Source organism: Synechococcus sp. J7-Johnson (assembly GCF_024345795.1).
GTDB lineage: Bacteria > Cyanobacteriota > Cyanobacteriia > PCC-6307 > Cyanobiaceae > Regnicoccus_A.
Genome location: NZ_JAGQBU010000001.1, coordinates 139,114 through 157,621 on the forward strand (window position 1 = coordinate 139,114; position 18,508 = coordinate 157,621).

At 67.4% G+C, this 18,508-nt stretch carries 18 protein-coding genes; 5 read left to right on the forward strand and 13 right to left on the reverse strand.

Annotated elements, in window-relative coordinates:
• Positions 1 to 28: 28 nt before the first annotated feature.
• The 3 genes from secE to gloA form a co-directional block, all read right to left on the reverse strand.
• Entirely contained in the window at positions 29 to 277 is a 249-nt protein-coding gene (gene secE, locus KBY93_RS00790; RefSeq protein ID WP_399212388.1) for a preprotein translocase subunit SecE, read from the reverse strand.
• Positions 278 to 345: 68 nt separating this feature from the next.
• Positions 346 to 3,183 (reverse strand): ATP-dependent Clp protease ATP-binding subunit, encoded by a 2,838-nt coding sequence (locus tag KBY93_RS00795; RefSeq protein ID WP_255092318.1) that lies wholly within the window; start codon positions 3,181 to 3,183, stop codon positions 346 to 348.
• 54 nt (positions 3,184 to 3,237) lie between these two features.
• Positions 3,238 to 3,645 (reverse strand): lactoylglutathione lyase, encoded by a 408-nt coding sequence (gloA, locus tag KBY93_RS00800; protein WP_255092419.1) that lies wholly within the window; start codon positions 3,643 to 3,645, stop codon positions 3,238 to 3,240.
• A gap of 139 nt (positions 3,646 to 3,784) precedes the next feature.
• Here gloA and eno point away from each other — a divergent pair, with 139 nt between their 5' ends.
• From eno to KBY93_RS00815, 3 genes are all read left to right on the forward strand, one after another.
• On the forward strand, positions 3,785 to 5,080 hold the full coding sequence (gene eno, locus KBY93_RS00805; RefSeq protein ID WP_255092319.1) for a phosphopyruvate hydratase: 1,296 nt from the start codon (positions 3,785 to 3,787) through the stop codon (positions 5,078 to 5,080).
• Between the two features lie 61 nt (positions 5,081 to 5,141).
• Positions 5,142 to 5,621, forward strand: coding sequence for a hypothetical protein (locus tag KBY93_RS00810; RefSeq protein WP_255092320.1), 480 nt, complete (start codon positions 5,142 to 5,144; stop codon positions 5,619 to 5,621).
• A 165-nt stretch (positions 5,622 to 5,786) separates the two neighbouring features.
• Positions 5,787 to 6,848: an autotransporter outer membrane beta-barrel domain-containing protein gene (locus KBY93_RS00815; protein WP_255092321.1), complete on the forward strand. Its 1,062-nt coding sequence runs from the start codon at positions 5,787 to 5,789 to the stop codon at positions 6,846 to 6,848.
• A 14-nt stretch (positions 6,849 to 6,862) separates the two neighbouring features.
• Here KBY93_RS00815 and KBY93_RS00820 read toward each other — a convergent pair whose 3' ends face one another.
• Complete coding sequence (locus KBY93_RS00820) at positions 6,863 to 7,999, reverse strand: FAD-binding oxidoreductase (protein ID WP_255092322.1); 1,137 nt, start codon at positions 7,997 to 7,999, stop codon at positions 6,863 to 6,865.
• A gap of 178 nt (positions 8,000 to 8,177) precedes the next feature.
• Between KBY93_RS00820 and KBY93_RS00825 the strand changes: the two genes are divergently transcribed.
• On the forward strand, positions 8,178 to 8,513 hold the full coding sequence (locus KBY93_RS00825; protein ID WP_255092323.1) for a YidB family protein: 336 nt from the start codon (positions 8,178 to 8,180) through the stop codon (positions 8,511 to 8,513).
• Position 8,514: 1 nt separating this feature from the next.
• Here the strand turns inward: KBY93_RS00825 and KBY93_RS00830 are convergent, their stop codons facing one another.
• The 6 genes from KBY93_RS00830 to argJ form a co-directional block, all read right to left on the reverse strand.
• Positions 8,515 to 10,197 carry an AarF/ABC1/UbiB kinase family protein gene (locus KBY93_RS00830; protein WP_255092324.1) on the reverse strand — a complete coding sequence of 561 codons (1,683 nt, stop codon included), beginning with the start codon at positions 10,195 to 10,197 and terminating at the stop codon, positions 8,515 to 8,517.
• The gene (locus tag KBY93_RS00835) at positions 10,197 to 10,538 is read right to left on the reverse strand and encodes a hypothetical protein (protein ID WP_255092326.1); all 342 of its coding nucleotides are present in this window, start codon (positions 10,536 to 10,538) and stop codon (positions 10,197 to 10,199) included. Before KBY93_RS00835 ends, KBY93_RS00830 begins: the two co-directional genes overlap by 1 nt.
• A 36-nt stretch (positions 10,539 to 10,574) precedes the next feature.
• Entirely contained in the window at positions 10,575 to 11,084 is a 510-nt protein-coding gene (locus KBY93_RS00840; RefSeq protein ID WP_255092327.1) for a hypothetical protein, read from the reverse strand.
• Between the two features lie 48 nt (positions 11,085 to 11,132).
• Positions 11,133 to 11,267 (reverse strand): hypothetical protein, encoded by a 135-nt coding sequence (locus tag KBY93_RS00845; protein WP_255092328.1) that lies wholly within the window; start codon positions 11,265 to 11,267, stop codon positions 11,133 to 11,135.
• A 176-nt stretch (positions 11,268 to 11,443) separates the two neighbouring features.
• Complete coding sequence (locus tag KBY93_RS00850) at positions 11,444 to 13,159, reverse strand: solute carrier family 26 protein (protein ID WP_255092329.1); 1,716 nt, start codon at positions 13,157 to 13,159, stop codon at positions 11,444 to 11,446.
• Between the two features lie 148 nt (positions 13,160 to 13,307).
• Positions 13,308 to 14,576, reverse strand: coding sequence for a bifunctional glutamate N-acetyltransferase/amino-acid acetyltransferase ArgJ (argJ, locus tag KBY93_RS00855; protein ID WP_255092331.1), 1,269 nt, complete (start codon positions 14,574 to 14,576; stop codon positions 13,308 to 13,310).
• Here argJ and coaE point away from each other — a divergent pair.
• Positions 14,575 to 16,038 carry a dephospho-CoA kinase gene (coaE, locus tag KBY93_RS16105; protein WP_315856370.1) on the forward strand — a complete coding sequence of 488 codons (1,464 nt, stop codon included), beginning with the start codon at positions 14,575 to 14,577 and terminating at the stop codon, positions 16,036 to 16,038. The two genes, argJ and coaE, sit on opposite strands and share 2 nt — an antisense overlap.
• Here the strand turns inward: coaE and KBY93_RS00870 are convergent.
• From KBY93_RS00870 to gatB, 3 genes are read right to left on the reverse strand one after another with little or no spacing between them, the layout of a single operon-like run.
• Positions 16,027 to 16,515 (reverse strand): hypothetical protein, encoded by a 489-nt coding sequence (locus KBY93_RS00870; RefSeq protein ID WP_255092332.1) that lies wholly within the window; start codon positions 16,513 to 16,515, stop codon positions 16,027 to 16,029. The genes coaE and KBY93_RS00870 overlap by 12 nt on opposite strands.
• Positions 16,505 to 16,915 (reverse strand): nucleotidyltransferase domain-containing protein, encoded by a 411-nt coding sequence (locus KBY93_RS00875; protein ID WP_255092333.1) that lies wholly within the window; start codon positions 16,913 to 16,915, stop codon positions 16,505 to 16,507. The genes KBY93_RS00870 and KBY93_RS00875 overlap by 11 nt, the downstream gene beginning before the upstream one ends.
• Before the next feature lie 15 nt (positions 16,916 to 16,930).
• Positions 16,931 to 18,412: an Asp-tRNA(Asn)/Glu-tRNA(Gln) amidotransferase subunit GatB gene (gene gatB / locus KBY93_RS00880; RefSeq protein ID WP_255092334.1), complete on the reverse strand. Its 1,482-nt coding sequence runs from the start codon at positions 18,410 to 18,412 to the stop codon at positions 16,931 to 16,933.
• Positions 18,413 to 18,508 lie beyond the last annotated feature (96 nt).

The window sequence follows — 18,508 nt, forward strand, 5'->3', positions numbered from 1 at the left end:
CGGGGAGAGTGGAGGAGCCAGCGGAACCTCAGGGGAAGACCTGGCTGGAGGCCCAGCTGTAGAAGCGATCGACGGCCGCGATGGTGGCGGCCGAGAGGCTCACCATCAGGATCACCGCCACCGACTCGCTGAAGAGCTGCTGACGACTGGGCCAGACCACCTTGCGCAACTCCTCCAGGGTGGAGGAGACGAAACCACCGACACCAGTGGGCTGGGCAGGCTTGGTCTCCGGCTCAGCGATGTCGTCGGGGGCGTTAGTGCGGCTGGGAGAATCCACGGGCGCGGGCGCACCGGACGGCAAGGCGAACCGGCAAACGAACACCCTACCGGACACCCTTTCAACCCTTACTCCAGGGGAAGGAAGCGCAGACTGTCGGCACCGCCGGGGCCGGCTGGATCGCCGAGGCATACGCGCACGCCTCGGGCCGCACGGAAGTGGTCTTCGAGCAACTCGGTGGCCAGGGGATTCTCGATGCGACGGCGCAGCACCCGGCGCAGGGGCCTGGCGCCGAATTCCGGCTCATAGCCCAGCTCCGCCAGCCGGCTCACCACCGCCTCATCGATCTCAAGCTCCAGCCGTTGCTCCCGCAGCAGCGCCGCCAGCTCCGCCACCTGCAGGCGCACGATGCGTTGCAGGTCGCTCGGCGCCAGGGGCCGGAAGCGGATCACCTCGTCGATGCGGTTGAGGAACTCCGGCCTGAACTGTCCGGACAGGGCGCGCTCCACCGCCGCCTCAAGGCCGGATTCGTCGCCGCTGCGCGCACTTTCAAGGATGGCTTGGCTGGCCAGGTTGCTGGTCATCACCACCACGGTGTGGCGGAAATCGACCGTGCGGCCCTGGGAATCAGTGAGGCGGCCGTCGTCGAGCACCTGCAGGAGCAGGTTGAACACCTCGGGGTGGGCCTTCTCCACCTCATCGAGCAGCAGCACCGCGTAAGGACGGCGGCGCACGGCCTCGGTGAGCTGCCCCCCCTCCTCGTAGCCGACATAGCCGGGAGGTGCCCCCACCAGCCGGGCCACGGCGTTGCGCTCCATGAATTCACTCATGTCGAGCCGCACCAGGGCGTCCTCCTCATCGAAGAGAGCCGCCGCCAGGGCCTTGGCCAGTTCGGTCTTGCCCACACCGGTGGGGCCGAGGAAGAGGAAGGAGCCCACGGGCCGGCGCGGATCCTGCATGCCGGCCCGGGCCCGGCGGATCGAGGCGGCCACCGCCGCCACCGCCTCTGGCTGGCCGATCACCCGCTCCGCCAGGCGCTGCTCCAGTTCCAGCAGCTTCTGGCGTTCCCCAGCCAACAGCCGCTGGATCGGGATGCCGGTCCAACGGGCCACCACATCGGCGATGTCGCCCTCCTCCACCTGCTCGCGCAGCAGGGAGAGACCGCCGCGCTGATCATCGAGCAGTTCCTGCTCCAGGTCGGCGCGGCGCTGTTGCACCAGTTGCAGCTGATCCACCTGCAGGCGAGCCGCTTCCTCGAACTCGCCGTCCCGTTCGGCCTCGGCGATCGCCAGCCTCAACTCGTCGTCCTGCTGCAGCAGCTCCCTGAGCTCCGCCAGCTGATCGCGCTCCGCCTGCCAACGCCGCTGCAGCTCCTGCAGCCGCTCCAGGGCGGTGCGCCGCTGCTCCTGCAGGGCCACCCGCTCGTCCTGGGAGGAGGCCTCAGCCCCAAGCAGGGCCAGCTCGATACGGCGCAGGTCGAGTTCGGCGGCCTCCACCACCTGGGGCTTGGAGGTGACCTCCATGCGCAGCTGGGCGGCGGCCTCATCGATCAGATCGATCGCCTTGTCGGGCAGGCAGCGGTCGGCGATGTAGCGCTCGGCCAGACGCACCGCCGCTTGCAGAGCCCCATCGGTGATGGTGACGCCGTGGTGGAGCTCATAGCGCTCCTTCAGGCCCCGCAGGATCTCGAGGCTCACTTCCTTGCTGGGTTCACGGATCACCACCTGCTGAAAGCGGCGGTTGAGGGCGGGGTCCTTCTCCACCGTGCGGCGGTAGTCCTCCGGAGTGGTGGCGCCGATGCAGCGCAACTCACCCCTTGCCAGGGCCGGCTTGAGAATGCTGCCGGCATCGGCACTGGAGCGGTCGGTGCTCACCACGGCGTGCAGCTCGTCGATGAACAGCACCACGCCACCATCGCCAACCACACCAGCGCGGCCCTGCTCCGGCTCCTTCACCTCAGCCAGCACGCTGCGCAGGCGTTCCTCGAACTGACCACGGAACTTGGCGCCGGCGATCAGGGCACCGAGGTCGAGGGCGATCAGGCGCAGGCCTTTGAGGGAGTCGGGCACTTCGCCGCTGGCGATGCGCTGGGCCAGGCGTTCAGCGATTGCCGTCTTGCCGACACCGGGCTCCCCGATCAGGACCGGATTGTTCTTGCCGCGGCGGGAAAGCACCTGGATCAGCCGGCGGATCTCGGTGTCGCGGCCGATCACGGGATCGAGCAGGCCCGCGCGAGCGGCGGCGGTTAGGTCGCGGCCGTACTGCTCCAGGGCGCTGGGCTCAGCCTCCAGTGTCAGCGGCTGATCAGGGGCTTGCGCCGGAGTTGCAGCCGCCGGGCCGGGCGCCGGGGCTGGCCTGGAGCGGCGTTGGAGGGGAGCTGCCGCAGGGCCGGGAGGCGGTGAGCCCGCCGCGGGCTCCTGGGACGGGCTGTCGATCCAGTCATCCGCTGGGGCCACTGGAGCCGAGCTGATGGCGGGCGGGCGGGGGGCGGGGGCCGCAGCGGGCCGCAGCTGGCGCAGCAGCTCCGGCTCATTCAGCCCCTCCTCCGCCAGCAGCGCGCCCCCCAGGCGAGGTTCATCGAGCAGGGCCAGCAGCAGATGGGGAATGTCGAGCAGGCGCGACCCCCAGCCGGCGCGGCGGCGATCGGCCTCCTCCAGCAGGTCTTCGAGGGCATCGCCGATGTAGAGCTCGTCGCCTGGGGACGAGGGCTGCTCGGCGCAGAACGCCTCCAGACGATCGAGCAGGCGCTCGCGCTCGATCGGCAGGGGATCCACCCAGGCCGCGAAGCGCGGATCCTGCAGGAGAGCCTGGAGCAGGTGCTCCACATCCATCTGGTCGTGGCGCCAGCGGCGGGCCTGATCCTGGGAGGCCAGCAGCAAGTTCCAGGCGGCCTCGCTGAACCGGTCGGGATCGCTGGTGAGGCTGACGGGCTGGGGGGTGCTCAAGGGCAGGGACTCAGGGCGCATCGGACCGCGAGGCCATCGGACTCAGTTCAACCCATCTTCATGCGCCGCTGGCGCTCAAGCGGCGCTCCGCTCGGGACTGGACGACAACTGGATCAGCTCCACCTTGTAGCCGTCGGGATCCTCCACGAAGGCGATCACGGTGCTGCCGTGCTTCATCGGGCCCGGCTCCCGCACAATCCGCCCTCCCTTGGCGGCAATGGCGGCGCAGGTGCCGTGGATGTCATCGACGCCGAGGGCGATATGGCCGTAGCCCTCGCCCAGCTCATAGCGCTCGATGTCCCAGTTGTGGGTGAGCTCCAGCACGCTGGTGTCGCTCTCGTCGCCGTAGCCCACAAACGCCAGGGTGAAGCGGCCGGTGGGGTAATCCTTACGGCGCAGCAGACGCATCCCCAGCACCTCGGTGTAGAAAACGAGTGAGCGTTCCAGATCGCCCACCCGGAGCATGGTGTGCAGCAGGCGCATCGCGTTCAGCAGGGCAGGTCGAGTCAACTCTGGCGGCAGGGCCGACCCAAACGACTGGTCCGTCGGTACCGACCGTCACATCGGAGCGCCCCGGGGCGGCCCATAGGATCCCCGCAAGCCCTGACCGCCTGCAGTTTTCGTGTTCGACTCCCTCGACCTCGTGATCGATTCCATCGTGGCTCGGGAGGTGCTCGACTCCCGCGGCACCCCCACGGTGGAGGCGGAAGTGCGGTTGGAAGGGGGCGCTCAGGGCCACGCCATCGTGCCCAGCGGCGCCAGCACCGGCGCCCATGAGGCCCATGAGTTGCGCGATGGCGGCAGCCGCTACGCCGGCAAGGGCGTGCTCCAGGCGGTGGCGAACATCGAGGAGAAGATCGCCCCGGTGCTCTGTGGCCTCACCGCCATCGAGCAGGTGGCGGTCGACACCGCGATGATCGAGCTCGACGGCAGCGACAACAAATCGGCACTGGGGGCCAACGCGGTGCTGGCCGTGAGCCTGGCGGTGGCGCGGGCGGCCGCCGATGGAGTGGGCCTTCCCCTTTACCGCTACCTCGGCGGTCCGATGGCCACCCTGCTGCCGGTGCCGCTGATGAACGTGATCAACGGCGGGGCCCACGCCGCCAACAACCTGGATTTCCAGGAATTCATGCTGGTGCCCCACGGCGCCCCCAGCTTCCGAGAGGCCCTGCGCATGGGCACCGAGGTGTTCCACACCCTCAAGAGTCTGCTGAGCGCCCAGGGCCTCTCCACCGCCGTGGGTGATGAGGGCGGCTTCGCCCCCAACCTGGAGAGCAACGATGCGGCCGGCGCCCTGCTGGTGGCAGCGATCGAGAAAGCCGGCTACAAGCCCGGCGAGGAGATTTCCCTGGCCCTCGATGTGGCCAGCACCGAGTTCTATGCCGAGGGCCGCTACGCCTTCGGCGGCGGCAGCTACAGCTCCGCCGAGATGGTGGATCAGCTGGAGGCGCTGGTGAGCCGCTACCCGATCGTCTCGATCGAGGATGGCCTCGCCGAAGATGACTGGGAGGGCTGGGCGCTGATGACCGAGCGCATGGGCAGCCGGCTCCAGCTCGTGGGCGACGACCTGTTCGTGACCAACACCAGCCGACTGCAACGGGGCATCGACACCGGCACCGCCAATTCGATCCTGATCAAGGTGAACCAGATCGGCTCCCTCACCGAAACCCTGCAGGCGATCGATCTGGCCGGCCGGGCCGGATACACCAGCGTGATCAGCCACCGCAGCGGCGAAACAGAGGACACCACCATCGCCGACCTGGCGGTGGCCACCCGCGCCGGCCAGATCAAGACGGGCTCCCTCAGCCGCAGCGAGCGGGTGGCCAAGTACAACCGGCTGCTGCGCATCGAGGACGAACTGGGCAGCCAGGCTCTTTATGCCGGAGAAGAAGGACGGGGACCCCAGGGGAAAGGCTGAGCCGCGGCCCCGCCGTTCGATTCCAGGGGCGTACGATCCCGCCACCAGTGTTGGCTCTCCCGTGATCCCTTCCACTCCGGCGCGTCTGACCCATGCCCTGGCAGTTCTGACGATCGGTGTGATGGCTGGGGGACCATCACTGGCCCAGCCCGCTCCCACTTGCACGTTCCTGATGCCCATCGGCGGCTCCGAACCGGTGGTGAGCAAGCGGATTGGACGAGGACGACTGCTGGGGCGCAATAACTGGAACACCGATTTCATCGTTGATCAGCCCTTCACCAGCTACCGCTTCTTCTTCACGGCCACGTCCACCGATACAGCCAGTTATCCAGTGCAGGGTTTCATGCGGTTCACCGACGGGACGAGCCTGCAGCTGTTCAACGAAACGATCACGCCACCCCAGGGCACCGGACGGATGTGGGGCCCCTTCGCCACCGTGCCGGGCAAGCGCACCAGCCTGATGAACTTCAGGATCGGTTCCTCCAGCCAGCCAGGAGCGCTGGGGTTCAGCTATCGGATCTCCGTTCAGGGCTGCAACTGAGATCCAAAGCCGATCGAGCCGATCACCTACCTCACCACCGACGATCTGGAGGACATCGAGCCAGTTCAGGTCTGGTCGAGGCATGGATCCACGTCAGGGCGTGACTCTGCGTCAAGGAACACATCCATTGGTACGCTCCGCCTGCAACATTCGAAGCCGCTATCCGTGGACTCCAGCCTCTCGCCGCTCCTGACTATTCAGACCGTGGCGACTGGAGCGGGCCTGTTGATCAGCGTCATGAGCTCGCTGCTGGCACCTTCAGCCGCGCGGGCCGCTGAACAGTCTCCAGCGGAGCCAACCTCCATGGAGCCGATCCAGAGGGAGGCAGACCAGACAGAACCTGCTGAACCAACCTCCGCTCAACCCAGTTCCGACGAACCATCTCCGTCGCCCTGGGCCGCCACTGTGGAGCTCTACGGCTTCTTACCGCTGCGCACCTACGGGACCACCACTGTCAGAGGCTTCAGCACCGACCTGGATCTGGACCTCGATCAGGTGCTCAGGCCCCTCACCTTCGCGTCCTACATGCGAGGGAGCGTCGAATACGGACGTGTCGGACTCCTCACCGATATCAGCTACGTCTCCGTCAAGGGGGAAGAGGGAAGGCTCAAGGACATCAAGACACGCAGCATCGAAGGCCCTCGCGGCGAGCGCAGCCTCACTCTTACTCCTGATGGCCAGGGCAGCCTGAACGCCAAAGTCGGGAACATCCAGGGGATCTACGACCTGGCCCTGCGCTACCGCTTCGGAGACCGCGAATCCGCCGTGGCACGCTCCGGCAGCTTCACCGTCATCCCCTATGCGGGAGTGCGGTTCGTCAACATGCAGTACGACCTGGATGTGGAGGGCCAGGGACCTGGCCGGACCTTGACCTTCCGGGGGCCGAATCTGGAGGTATCCCGGACACTGCCGGGGTTGAATGTGCGGCGGCAGCAGTCGTTCGGCGGCACCGTGGTCCAGCCCCTAGTGGGAACTCAGGCCATGGTGTTTCTCTCTCCCCGCCTGAGGCTCTTCGCCCGCGCCGACATCGGCGGCTTCGGTGTGAACAACTCCGATGATTACTCCTGGAACGCCCAGGCGGGCCTGGGCTATGCGATCGGCAACTCCACCCAGTTCAACCTGTCCTGGCGCTATCTTCACCTTGGGGGAAGCAATGATCGAATCCCCGAAAATGCCTACAGCATCAATCAAAATGGCGTGGAAGCCGGTGTGAAGTTCTTCTTCTGACTCAGTCGCCGGCTTCAGCCCTGAGCTGAACCCGGCAGGGCATAGAGCTCGGCGAAACCTTCGAAGATCCGCGTCTCCGCTGCGGCGTCAAACGTGGTCGTGTCATCGCCATGGTCATAGGTGCCCCCCAGCAGAATTCCCTCGGAGCGGGGATGGAGATAAAGGGATCCGGCTGAGAGCGTGTAGCGCAGGCGCGGATCGGGAGGGAGCATGGTCAGTTGACCCTTGATGGGCACCAGGTCCGTATCGCCGAACAAGGCGGCGCTGCCGAGCCCGGTGCAGTTCACCACCACGGTTTCCGGCAGCACAGCGATTTCGCCAGGCGCTTCGAAGCGCCGCTGCACCAGCTCCACGCCCAGGCGCCGCAGATCCCGCTGGATCGCCCGCAGGTACACGGGCATGTCGATCAGCATCCCCGGCGCGGCCCCCACCCAGGCCGCCTGAAAGGGCAGGCCACGATCCGAGAGATCCTGGAGCGGCGGAATCAGATCGGCCAGCAGTGCGTCGGCCCAACCGGATGTGGGCGCCTGCGAGCCCAGACGGAGGTGGGGGAGAACCGCCACGCCATAGCCTCTGCCGATCAGCCGCCGGAAGCGCTGATGCGAGAACAGCAACGCCTCCCGCAGCCGGTCCTCGAGCTCAGGTGTGCGGAAGCCGGCGTCCACCAGCTGGGAGGGGAACCAGCGCGCCGCCGCCACATCCGAGGTGGTGTGCGGGGAGAAGCGCTCGGCATACAGCCGCACCGGGCGGCCCCGCTCCCGCAGCAGCCAAGCGGTCGCCAGGCCCACCGCGCCGCCGCCCAGCACCGCCACCGGCCCCCGGCCTGGTGCCGCCAGCGCCAGGTCCACCGCCTGCCGGGCCGTCCCCCAGGAGAGGGTGACGCCGGAGCCGCCGTGGCCGTAGTGGTGGATCAGCGTGGTGCGACCGATCGCTTCCGCCTCGAGCCGGACACCCATGGGCCGGAACGGTCTCAGGCCCACCAGCCGCCGCACGATGCGCTCGGGTGCGAGGTCCGGCACCGCAACGGTGAAGTCGGCGGGGAGGACTGATCCTTCCGGTGTAGGAGCCGAAGCGACGGGTCTCCAGGCCCCGGCCAGGACGGAGCCGGCCAGCGCCGTGGATCCAAGCAGGAACTGACGGCGCGACGGCATGGGCCTCGGATCCCTCCTCAAAGAGTGTCAGGATCGCGCAGACGCTGCCGCGGCAGCAGAGAGGCGCCGGAGCTGCCCGGGTCCTGAAGCAGGCCAACCGGATTGCGAAGAACCTGACGAAGAATCTGCGGGGCCGCTCGGCTTCCGGCCAGGTTGAACCTGTAAGCACTTCGCCTGTATGGACCTCCTTAACTCCCTGATCGGCGGCGTCGTCTCGGCCGTGGCCGGCGATAAAGCACCGGCCCTCAACCAGTTCATCGAGAGCAATGGCGGCGTGAATGGACTGTCAGAGAAATTCCGCAGCGGAGGACTGGCTGAAACCTTCTCCAGTTGGGTGAGCACCGGCGATAACGCCGCGATCACAGCCCAGCAGGTGGAGGCGGTGATGGGGAATGCCCAGGTTCAGGAGATGGCCAGGAAGATGGGCGTTGATCCAGCGATGGCCTCCGAGTTCATCGCCAAGGCCCTGCCGCAGGTGATCGACCAGCTCACCCCCCAGGGCAAGCTCAACTGAATCAGTTGCCCCCTCCGCCGGTTCCGGGCAGCTTCTCCAGGTGTGCGTCGCGGCGCAGCCGTCCCTGCAGCTTCAACCAGCTCAACACCACCGGTGCGGCCAGCACCAGCGGCACGGCCACCAGGGCCGGGATCGGGCCGGTGGCCAGGAGCGCCGCCGCCACGGCGAGGCCGCCGAGCAGGAATGACTGGCCGGAGACCTGCTGGGCCAGAGCCAGACGCCGCAGCAAGCGGTCGGTCTCACCGGCGCGGATCTGCACCTGAAGATCACCCTGCTCGATCCGGGCGAGGCTGTCGTCGAGCCGCCGCGGGATGCCGAGCGCGCGGCTGCCGAGGTCGCCGGCCTGGCGCCCGAGTTCACCTAGAAAATCATTCGGTCCATTCCCGCTGGCAGTCATCAGGGGCAGCAGGTAGGGGCGGGCAATCGAAACAAGACTAAAGCCGGGATCGAGGCTGCGGCCGACGCCCTCGAAGGTGGAGAGGGCTCGCATCACGAAGATCAGCTCAGATGGCAGACGGAACGGCTGGCCATAGACCAGGTCGTAGAGGTCACCGGAGAGCTTCTCGAGGATGTTGGCGGAAAACGGCGGCGTGAGCGCTTCGGTGAGCATCACCCGCACCAGCCGTCGCACCGGGCCGGGGTCGATGCCGGCCGCGATCACTCCGGCCCCCTGCAGTTCCACCACCAGGGCCGAGGCATCCCGTGCCGCCGCGGCCCGCACCATGCGGCCCAGCCGGCTGCGCAGGCGCTGGGAGATCTGCCCCATCATTCCGAAGTCGTAGTAGATGAGGGCACCATCAGCCGCCACGGCCAGGTTGCCGGGATGGGGGTCGGCGTGGAAGAAGCCGAAGCGCACCAGTTGCTGCAGATAGCTGGCCGCCCCCTTTTCGGCCACCGCTGCCGGATCGATGCCTGCCTCCACCAGGGCGCTGCGATCGGTGATCTTGATACCGGGCAAAAAATCGAGGCAGAGCACGCGGCGGGTGCTGAGTTCCCAGATCACCGAGGGGATGCGGATGCCGGCGTCGTCAAAGAACTGCTGGCGGAAGCGGGCGGCATGTTCAGCCTCGAGGCGGAAATCCAGCTCCCGCAACAGCACCCGTCGACACTCCTGGGCGATCGACACCCAGTCGCGGCCCTCACCCCAGCGCGGATGGCGCTGCATCACCGCGGCCACCTGCTGCATCACCTCCAGATCGAGGCGGAACAGCCGCTCCAGCCCAGGCCGCTGGATCTTGAAGACCACCTGGCGGCCACTGCGCAGGCTGGCGCGGTGCACCTGGGCGAGGCTGGCGGAGCCGAGCGGCTGCTCCTCGAGATCGATGATCTCGGCGCAGCGCTCCCCCAGTTCCTGCTCCAGGAGAGCCTGCACCGTGACGAAGGGGAAGGCCGGCACCCGGTCCTGAAGATGGGCCAGTTCCTCCACATATCCCGCTGGCAACACATCCGGGCGGGCCGAAAGCAGCTGGCCCAGCTTGATGAAGGCGGAGCCGAGGCTGATCAGTTCATTCGTGAGCCAGCGGGCGCGCCGCTGCTGCCGCACCTGCCGCCGCTGCTCGCTGACGCCACCTGGATAGGTCCAGTCCTTTCCGTCCCACCAGAGCCCCGCCACCAGGCTCAGCACGGCCGACCAGATGCGCAGCGAACGGGCCAGGGCACGCCACTGTTGGCGCAAGGTCCCCATCAACCCCGGTCCTCGAGTTGGCGGGACAGGGTGGCCACGCGGGCCCGCAATTCGTCGATCTGGTCCAGTGGCGAAGCCGTGGACCATCCTCGGGCGCTTGAGCCTCCGGAGGATGGGCCAGTTTCATCGTCATCTGCGGCGAAACCAGCTCCAGCTTCGGTTTCCAGCCGCTGAGCCTCCTGTTCCACTTCACTCCAGAACAGTTCCAGTTCACGGCGAATACGCTCCGGGGCTTCCTGGGCCAGCACCGCCAGGCTGGCGGCCGAATCGGCGAAGCCGCTGCCAAGGCGGGCTCCCAACCGATTCAACGCAGCCTGCAGGAGGGATTGGGGGGCATGCATCGAATGGACCGTCCGCTCTGGCCAAACTGTGGCAGATCAGGGCTGGAGGTCGGGAGCCGGTGGAGGCGGCACTTCGAGCGAAGGCGGGCTTGGCTCTGGAATGGGTTCCGAGCGCGGAGCCTCAGCTGCGGCGCCGGAGTCAGCGGAGGAGGTGGGCTCCGCAGAAGTGCCGCTCGGGGTGCTGTTGGCCTTCGCCTTCTGCGCGGCAGTCTCGGCGGCCTCGCGCTTGGACTTCGCCGCAGCCTCCTGTTGCTCACGTTCCAGCTCGATCAGCTCGAGATCGCCGCGCAGCTCCTGGCGGTCTGCACCGAAGCGCAGACGCAGGCTCTCGAGGCTGGTTCCTGGAAAGGGCTTGGGATCAAAGCTCTGGTCCAGCTTGACCGGCTCGCCCTGGCCCAGGCTCAGCAGCCGGTCAGTGAGGCCATAGCCCACGCCAAAGCAAAGACCAGCCGCCAGGGGAAGCACCCAGGGGGCCCAGCGCTTCGGCGGTGACGGCGTCTCAAGGGTGGATCCACGGGATCGGCGCCGGGCTCCGGCCTCGGACATGGGGGCTGGCTGTGAACGAAGTCCCATCCTGCCCGCAGCCGCAAGCCGTCAGGTGGTGGTGAGCTTGTAGAGAGTTTCGGCCTGAGCACTGCCAGGCCAAGCGGCGCAGCCCAGTCCAAGGGCGGCAGCGAGGGGCATCAGGACGCGAAACCGTGGCTGGGACCGTTGCTTGAACCGTGTCATGGGCTGGGAAAGCGGAGCGGGGAGCATGACCTGGCTCTCTCTGAACTCTGTGCCTCGCCCATGTCTTCGCATGCAGACTCTTTACACACTGAGACCATCCCGCCTCGCCCCCATCTCCCAGCGGGGATCGCCCCAGCCCCGGTGGTGGTGAGCATGAAGGAAGTGATCGGAGGAGCTCATGGAACGGACCCAGCGGCGCCTCTCGAAGCCTGGTCCTGGAAGGCGGCGATCGCCGTCGGCAGGGTGGGATAAAAGTGCTCGGCGCCGATCCTCTCCGCCACGCCGGCTCTGACGAGCTGGAGGTATAGGTCCTGCTTGACCCGGGCCATGGCGAAGACGATGTGCCGCCCAGCCAGCTCCTGCTGCAACTCCTGCAACACATCTGCAGCGGTGATGTCGACCTCCACGATCGCCTCCGCATTGAGCACGAACCAGTCGACGGCAACGGTTTCGGCATCTATCGCCAGCAGGGCGCGGCGGCGGAAGTCCTCGGCATTGGCGAAGCAAAGCGGCGCGTCATAGCGGTAGAGCACCAGCCCTGGGATCGTGCTGGTGCCCTCCCAGTCCTCGACGTCGTGGAGGCCGGCCAGGTTGGGCGCATTACCCAGTACCGCGTCATGGGGGCGCACCAGGCGGGCAAACAGATCGATCACCGACAGCGCCACCGCCAGCGCCACGCCCATCAGGAGGTCGGTGAGCAAAACACCCGCGAAGGTGACCAGCGCCAGGCGGAACTCACTGAGCTTGAAGCGCCGCAGGCGCTGGAACTCGGAGATGTCGATCAGGCGCAGGGCGGCATAGATGACGATTGCGCCCAGGGCCGCCTTCGGGAACAGGGCCAGCAGCGGCCGCAAAAAGAGCACAACAAGCGACACCGCCACGAAAGCCACCAGCGAAAACAGCTGGGAGCGGCTGCCAAGCGCCTCACCGATGGCCGTGCGGCTGCCGCTGCTGCTGACCGGAAAGCCCTGCATCAGACCGTTGCCCAGATTCACCGCCCCCAGCGCCAGCAGCTCCTGGTTGGCATCGATGCGGTAACCGCCTCGGGCCGCGAAGGCGCGGGCAGTCAGCACGTTGTCGGAGTAGCCCACCAGGGCGATGCCCACAGCAGCAGACAAAAGGAATCTGAGCTTCTGAGGCGCAACGCCCTCCGGCAGGTGAAAGCTGGGCAGCCCGGCCGGAATATCCCCGATCACTGCGACGCCGCGTTGATCGAGCTGCAGCACCGACACCACCGCCACAGCCAGCAGCACCGCCAGCAGCGGTCCGGGGGCCATGGGAAAAAGGCGCTGCACCAGCAGCAGAAAAACCAGCACCCCGATCGCCAGCACCAACGTGGGCCCATGGATCTCACCGCTGCGGCCGGCCAGCTCGCGCAGCTGGTCCAGCAGCGACTCGGCCTGAAGATCCACTCCGCTGATCTTGCCGATCTGGCCACTGATCATGATCACGGCCACCCCGGCCATGTAACCCACCAGGATCGGCTTGGAGAGCAGATCGGCCAGGAAGCCCAACCGGCTCCAGGCCCCCAGCAGGCAGGCCAGACCGACGAACAGGGCCAGCAGGCTGGCAAGGCTGGCGTAGGCCAGAGGATCACCCCCGGCCTGCGGCGCGATCGCCACCGCCGTCATCACGGCCGTGGTGGATTCGGGCCCCACCGAAAGCTGGGGGGAGGAACCGAGCAGGGCATAGAGCAACATCGGCGGCAGGATCGCCCACAGCCCAGCGACCGGCGCCACACCGGCCAGTTCCGCATAGGCCATGCACTGCGGCACCAGATAGGCCGCCACGGTTACTCCCGCCAGCAGGTCCCCCCTGAGCCAGGCGGGTTGATAGGCGCGCATCTGCCGCAAACCGGGCAGGATCGATGTCAGAGAGATCGCTCGTACCAAGGCCTATTCAATCGGCAGGAGCCGCCCGGCAGCCGCCAACCGCCCGGTAGCCGCAACCGACTGGACGATTCGTGACTGGAGCGTTGCACGGAAGCCGGCGCAATCCTCAGCCGATCGGTGCTGCTGTCACCGCTTGGCACACCGGTGTTCAGGTGGTGTAGTCGGCGTTGATGCGCACGTATTGATCGGAGAGATCACACCCCCAGGCCAGACCCTGGCCGGGACCGTCGCCCACCACCAGGCGGATGGTCACGGTGTCGCCGCTGAGATAGGCGCCGGCAGCGCGCTCGGCCATGAAACGGGAAGCGGCCGGGCGATCGAAGGGCAGGGGCTGACCTGCGGCCATCAGCTGGTGCTCCCCCAGCCAGAGGGCCACCGCCTCGGGGTCGAACTCCACGCCGGCGCGGCCCGCCGCCGCCACGATCCGGCCCCAGTTGGGGTCACGTCCGTGGACCGCGCACTTCACCAGCGACGACCCGCAGATGGTGCGGGCGATGGCGCGGGCGCCGGCGTCATCCGTCGCCCCCTCCACCCGCGCTTCGATCAGGCAGGTGGCCCCCTCGCCGTCGCGGGCAATCGCCCTGGCCAGGTGCTGCGACACCGCCGTCAGGCCAGCCTCCAGCGCCTCGAAGTGCTCCGGGCTCAAGGGCTCGCCGGCTGCAAAGGCCAGGAACGTGTCGTTGGTGCTGGTGTCGCCGTCGACCGTGATCGCATTGAAGGAACGATCCACCGCCCGCCGCACCATCCCTTGCCACAGCTCCGCCGGCACACCGGCATCGCAACTGAGGTAACCCAGCATCGTGGCCATGTCGGGGTGAATCATCCCGGAGCCCTTGGCCATGCCGCCGAGGCGCACACGCCGGCCGCCCAGGTCGGCCTCCAGGGCGATCTGCTTGTCGATCAGATCGGTGGTGAGGATGGCCGTGGCGGCGGCGGCGCCCCCCTCGGGGCTCAGGGCCTCCACCAGGGGATCGAGGCCCGCCAACAGGATCTCCATCGGGATCGGCACGCCGATCACGCCGGTGGAGCAGATCAGCACCTCCTCAGCCGCCAGACCCAGGAGATCGGCGGTGGCCTGGGTGGCGCGCAGGCTGTCGATCAGGCCCAGATCACCCGTGCAGGCATTGGCCTGGCCCGAGTTGGTGAGCACCGCCCGGGCAAGGCCGCCGCTGGCCGCCAGGCGCTCGGCGCAGAGATCCACGCAGGCGGCCCGCACGCGGTTGGTGGTGAAGCTGCCAGCGCAGACGGCCCCTGCCGGAGCCAGCAGCAGCGAGAGATCAGGCTTGCCGGAGGCCTTGAGGCCAGCGGTGCTGCCGGCCGCCAGGAAGCCGGTGGGAGCGGTGAGGCCACCGGGGATCGGGTGCCAGGGAAGGGACACGGCGGCAGGATGACTCACACCATCCTGCCGAGCCGCCATGGCGGAGCCAACCACGCCCGAATCGCCGTCTCCGAGGGAAGTGGAGGCCCTCTGCTGCGAGCTGGCCGGCGTGCACTTCCCCTGGGACACCACCCGCTCCCTTGAACTGGCCCTGCTCAAGACCTTCTGCGTCCCCTCGATCTCCGCCCTGCTGGAGCGCACAGGTGAATTCACCCACAGACCGCGCAAGCGCTACGACGACACCGGCCTGATGGTGGCGGAGCTGTTGCGCTGTGGCCCCCGCAGCCCGGAGGGGCAGGCGGTGATCACCCGGATGAACCGGATCCATGGCGCTTATGCGATCAGCAACCGTGATTTCCTTTACGTGCTCTCCACCTTCGTGGCTGAACCGATCCGCTGGTTGGCCCGCTACGGCTGGAGGGCCATGAGCATTCGGGAGCAGACGTGTCTGTACCTGTTCTGGCGCCAGGTGGGCGAGGCGATGGGAATTCAGGCCATCCCTGACAGCCTGCCGGCGCTGATGGCGTTCAACAGCAGCTTCGAGCTTGAGGCTTTCCGGAGCGCCCCCAGCAACCGGCGGATCGCCGAGTCCACCCTGGCGATGCTTCTGGACGACTGGCCTGCTCCCCTGCGTCCGGCCCTACGCGGGGTACTGCTGTCGCTGGTGAGCCGCGACGTCTGCGGCAGCCTGGGGTGGACCAGCTCCCCCGACTGGTTGCAGCACTTGGTGCTGGGCGGCTTGCGCCTACGCAGCCGCCTGGCCCGCCGTTGGCCGCGGGGGCAGGGCAACACCCGCTTTTACTCCGAAAGCCCAACCCCCAGCTATGGAGCCCGCTTCCACCTGGAGCAACTGGGGCCTCCAGCCATGCTGGAGCGGCTGAATCGGCCCCGCTGGCGGGGGGGCCAGCGGCGGATCGGCCTCACCGGCGGCATTGCCAGCGGCAAGAGCAGCGTGGGCCGCTGGCTCGCCGAACGGCATGGGCTCCCGGTGCTGGATGCGGACAACTACGCCCGGGACGCCCTGGCGCCCGGCAGCACGGGGGAGCAAACAGTGCTGGAGCGCTACGGCGCGCGGGTGCGAGCGCCTGCGGGAAGCATCGATCGCGCCGCCCTCGGGCGGATCGTGTTCAGCGACCCAGCCGAGCGGGCCTGGCTGGAGCAGCTGGTGCATCCGCTGGTGCGGAAGAGGTTCGAGGTGGAGCTGAAGCGGTTGGCGGCCGCACCGGTGGTGGTGCTGATGATCCCCCTGCTGTTCGAAGCCGGCCTCGAGGGAATGTGCAGTGAGATCTGGCTGGTGGACTGCGACGCCCAGCAGCAACTGGAACGGCTCCGCCGCCGCGACGGCTTCGATCACGTCGAGGCCGAGGCCCGCCTCGCGGCCCAATGGCCCATGGGCGAGAAGCGCAACCGCTCCGATGTTCTGATCGACAACCGGGGAAGCGAGGAGGCACTGGCCGATCAGGTGGAGCAGGCTCTGCGCTCTGCTCCTTCAGTCGGCTGAGGCCCGCTCCGCCAACGCCGCGGCCCAGTCTTCGAAAGCCTTCAGGTCGGCCTCCAGCCTGCTCCAGACCTCAGGAAGCGCCTTGATCAGGGCGGTGATGGGTTCAGGGCGCAGCTCATCGGCGTAGAGGTTGCGCACCAGATGCCGGAAGCGCAGATACTCCTGCAGCGACGCCTGGGTTGTTTCGCGAAGCACTGCCGGACGTTGATCGGTGGCCATCGCCATCCGCTCCAGCAAGCGCCGATGCCAGCCATCCCCCTGGCGTGGCGTGCCGCCATTGAGTGAGCGGCTCACCAGCAGCAACACGCGCTCGATCCCGGTGTAGAAGCTGTGCAGACGCAACGCTGCTGCCTCCACGGTGTCAGGGCCTTCCCCCAGTCGAGGCAGGGTGCGGACCAGAGTCGCTACCAGGTTCTCCAGCCGCTGACGCTCGCGGCGCAGGTCGTCGCGGAGCTCGCGCAGATCCTCAGGCTGCATCGCCGCCGTTGCGACCCGATGCAAGGAGTCCTTGGGCAACCCGTGCGCCTGCCATCAAGGTTCGGCCGTGGCGCAGCAACCGCTCAGCGAGCTCAGGAGAAAGGTCTTCCAGGCGCTTGAGATCAACCGGCAGCGGCCCAGCCGCCTCGGCCAGAGCGATGGCCTTCAGCAGCTGATCAGCGGGCAGACCCTGCACGAGCAGATCGAGATCGGAATGCTCCTTGAATCCAGAGCCCAACAAGGACCCATGCACCCAGAGCCCGCTGAGCTGGGGCCAATGCTCACGTAAAACCTGCGCGGAGCACTCAGCCTGGCTGAGGCCTGCCTGGCGCCGCTGCTCCAGCGCCTGACGATCGGCCGCAAAGCGCTGGAGCCAGTAGGTCTCGGCGTGGAGCGTCATGGGATGAGTCTGCCTTCAGCCCTTCAGCTGCTCATTGAGGATGCGATTGGCCAGCTTGGGATCAGCCCGGCCACCGGTGAGCTTCATCAGCTGCCCCACGAAGAAACCCTGGAGCTTGGTCTTACCGCCGCGGAAAGCCTCCACCTCGGCCGGATGGGCCGCGAGCAACTCCTGCACCACCTGGGTGATGGCGCTGGGGTCACTGATCATGCCCAGGCCGCGCTCAGCCACGATCGCCTTGGCGGAACCGCCCTGCTCCAGCAGCTCCGGCAGGATCTCCTTGGCGATCTTGCCGCTGATCGTGCCGTCGTCGATCAGACCCACCAGCTCCGAGAGCTCCTCGGGTTTCAGGGGCAGCTCGGCGATCGAAAGCTTGCCCGAGTTGAGATAGGCGGCGATGTCGCCGGTGACCCAGTTGGCGACCGACTTGGCCTCGGCTCCGGCGGCCACGGCAGCTTCGAAGTATTCGGCCATCGCGCGCTCATCGGTGAGCACCCGGGCGTCGTAGATCGAGAGGCCGAACTCCTCGGCGTAACGGTGACGCTTGGCCGCCGGCAGCTCAGGCAGCTCAACTCGCCATCGCTCACGCCGCTCTGTAGTCACCTCGATCGGGCCCAGATCCGGTTCGGGGAAGTAGCGGTAGTCGCTGCTGCCTTCCTTGATGCGCATGCTCCTGGTGAGCTGCTTGGCCTCATCCCAGAGGCGGGTTTCCTGCACCACCGGCTCGCCGGATTCATAAGCCTTGATCTGGCGCTGGATCTCGTGGTCAATCGCCTTCTGGATGGCGGAGAAGGAGTTCATGTTCTTGATCTCCACCTTCACGCCGAAGGGGGCCTCAGGGCCGCGACGCACGGAGATGTTGACGTCACAGCGCAAAGAACCCTCCTGCATGTTGCCGTCGCTCACCCCCAGATAGCGCATAATGCGCCGGATCTCGGAGGCGTATTCGGCAGCCTCCCGGCCTGTGCGCAGATCGGGCTTGCTGACGATCTCGGCCAGGGCCACCCCGGCGCGGTTGTAATCCACCAGGGAATGGCTGCTGCCCGCCAGGCGATCGCTGCCGGCATGCACCAGCTTGCCGGCGTCTTCCTCCATGTGCAGCCGCTCGATGCCGATCGTCTTGAGGTAGGTGTCTTTGCCCTTCTCGGCAACTTCCACCTCGATCCAGCCGTTCTCGGCGATCGGTTGATCGAACTGGGAGATCTGGTAGTTCTTGGGCAGATCGGGGTAGAAATACTGCTTGCGGTCGAACTTGCTGTGCTCGGCCACCTGCAGGTTGAGTGCCAGAGCGGCCTTCACCGCATACTCCAGCACCTTCTCGTTCAGCACCGGCAGCGTGCCCGGCAGGCCGCAGACAACGGGGTCGATGTGAGTGTTGGGATCGTCGCCGAAGCTGGTGGAGGCGGCCGAGAAGATCTTGCTGGCGGTACCCAGCTGCACATGGGTTTCCAGGCCGATCACCGCCTCCCAGGCCCCATCTCCCATCGCCGCACCCATCCCGCTCTCCTGGCTTGAGCCGATCCTATGCAGAGGACAAGGCGCTGGCGCCGAAGCCGGGAGGCAGCCGCAGGCTCAGCAAGGCCTTCGCCCGCT

Coding starts and splice junctions, on each gene's coding strand:
- KBY93_RS00795 (WP_255092318.1), bottom strand. CDS start 3,183: ATGCGCCCTGAGTCCCTGCCCTTGAGCACCCCCCAGCCCGTCAGCCTC.
- gloA (WP_255092419.1), bottom strand. CDS start 3,645: ATGCGCCTGCTGCACACCATGCTCCGGGTGGGCGATCTGGAACGCTCA.
- KBY93_RS00820 (WP_255092322.1), bottom strand. CDS start 7,999: ATGCCGTCGCGCCGTCAGTTCCTGCTTGGATCCACGGCGCTGGCCGGC.
- KBY93_RS00825 (WP_255092323.1), top strand. CDS start 8,178: ATGGACCTCCTTAACTCCCTGATCGGCGGCGTCGTCTCGGCCGTGGCC.
- KBY93_RS00830 (WP_255092324.1), bottom strand. CDS start 10,197: ATGGGGACCTTGCGCCAACAGTGGCGTGCCCTGGCCCGTTCGCTGCGC.
- KBY93_RS00835 (WP_255092326.1), bottom strand. CDS start 10,538: ATGCATGCCCCCCAATCCCTCCTGCAGGCTGCGTTGAATCGGTTGGGA.
- KBY93_RS00840 (WP_255092327.1), bottom strand. CDS start 11,084: ATGTCCGAGGCCGGAGCCCGGCGCCGATCCCGTGGATCCACCCTTGAG.
- KBY93_RS00845 (WP_255092328.1), bottom strand. CDS start 11,267: ATGACACGGTTCAAGCAACGGTCCCAGCCACGGTTTCGCGTCCTGATG.
- coaE (WP_315856370.1), top strand. CDS start 14,575: ATGGCGGAGCCAACCACGCCCGAATCGCCGTCTCCGAGGGAAGTGGAG.
- argJ (WP_255092331.1), bottom strand. CDS start 14,576: ATGGCGGCTCGGCAGGATGGTGTGAGTCATCCTGCCGCCGTGTCCCTT.
- KBY93_RS00870 (WP_255092332.1), bottom strand. CDS start 16,515: ATGCAGCCTGAGGATCTGCGCGAGCTCCGCGACGACCTGCGCCGCGAG.
- KBY93_RS00875 (WP_255092333.1), bottom strand. CDS start 16,915: ATGACGCTCCACGCCGAGACCTACTGGCTCCAGCGCTTTGCGGCCGAT.
- gatB (WP_255092334.1), bottom strand. CDS start 18,412: ATGGGTGCGGCGATGGGAGATGGGGCCTGGGAGGCGGTGATCGGCCTG.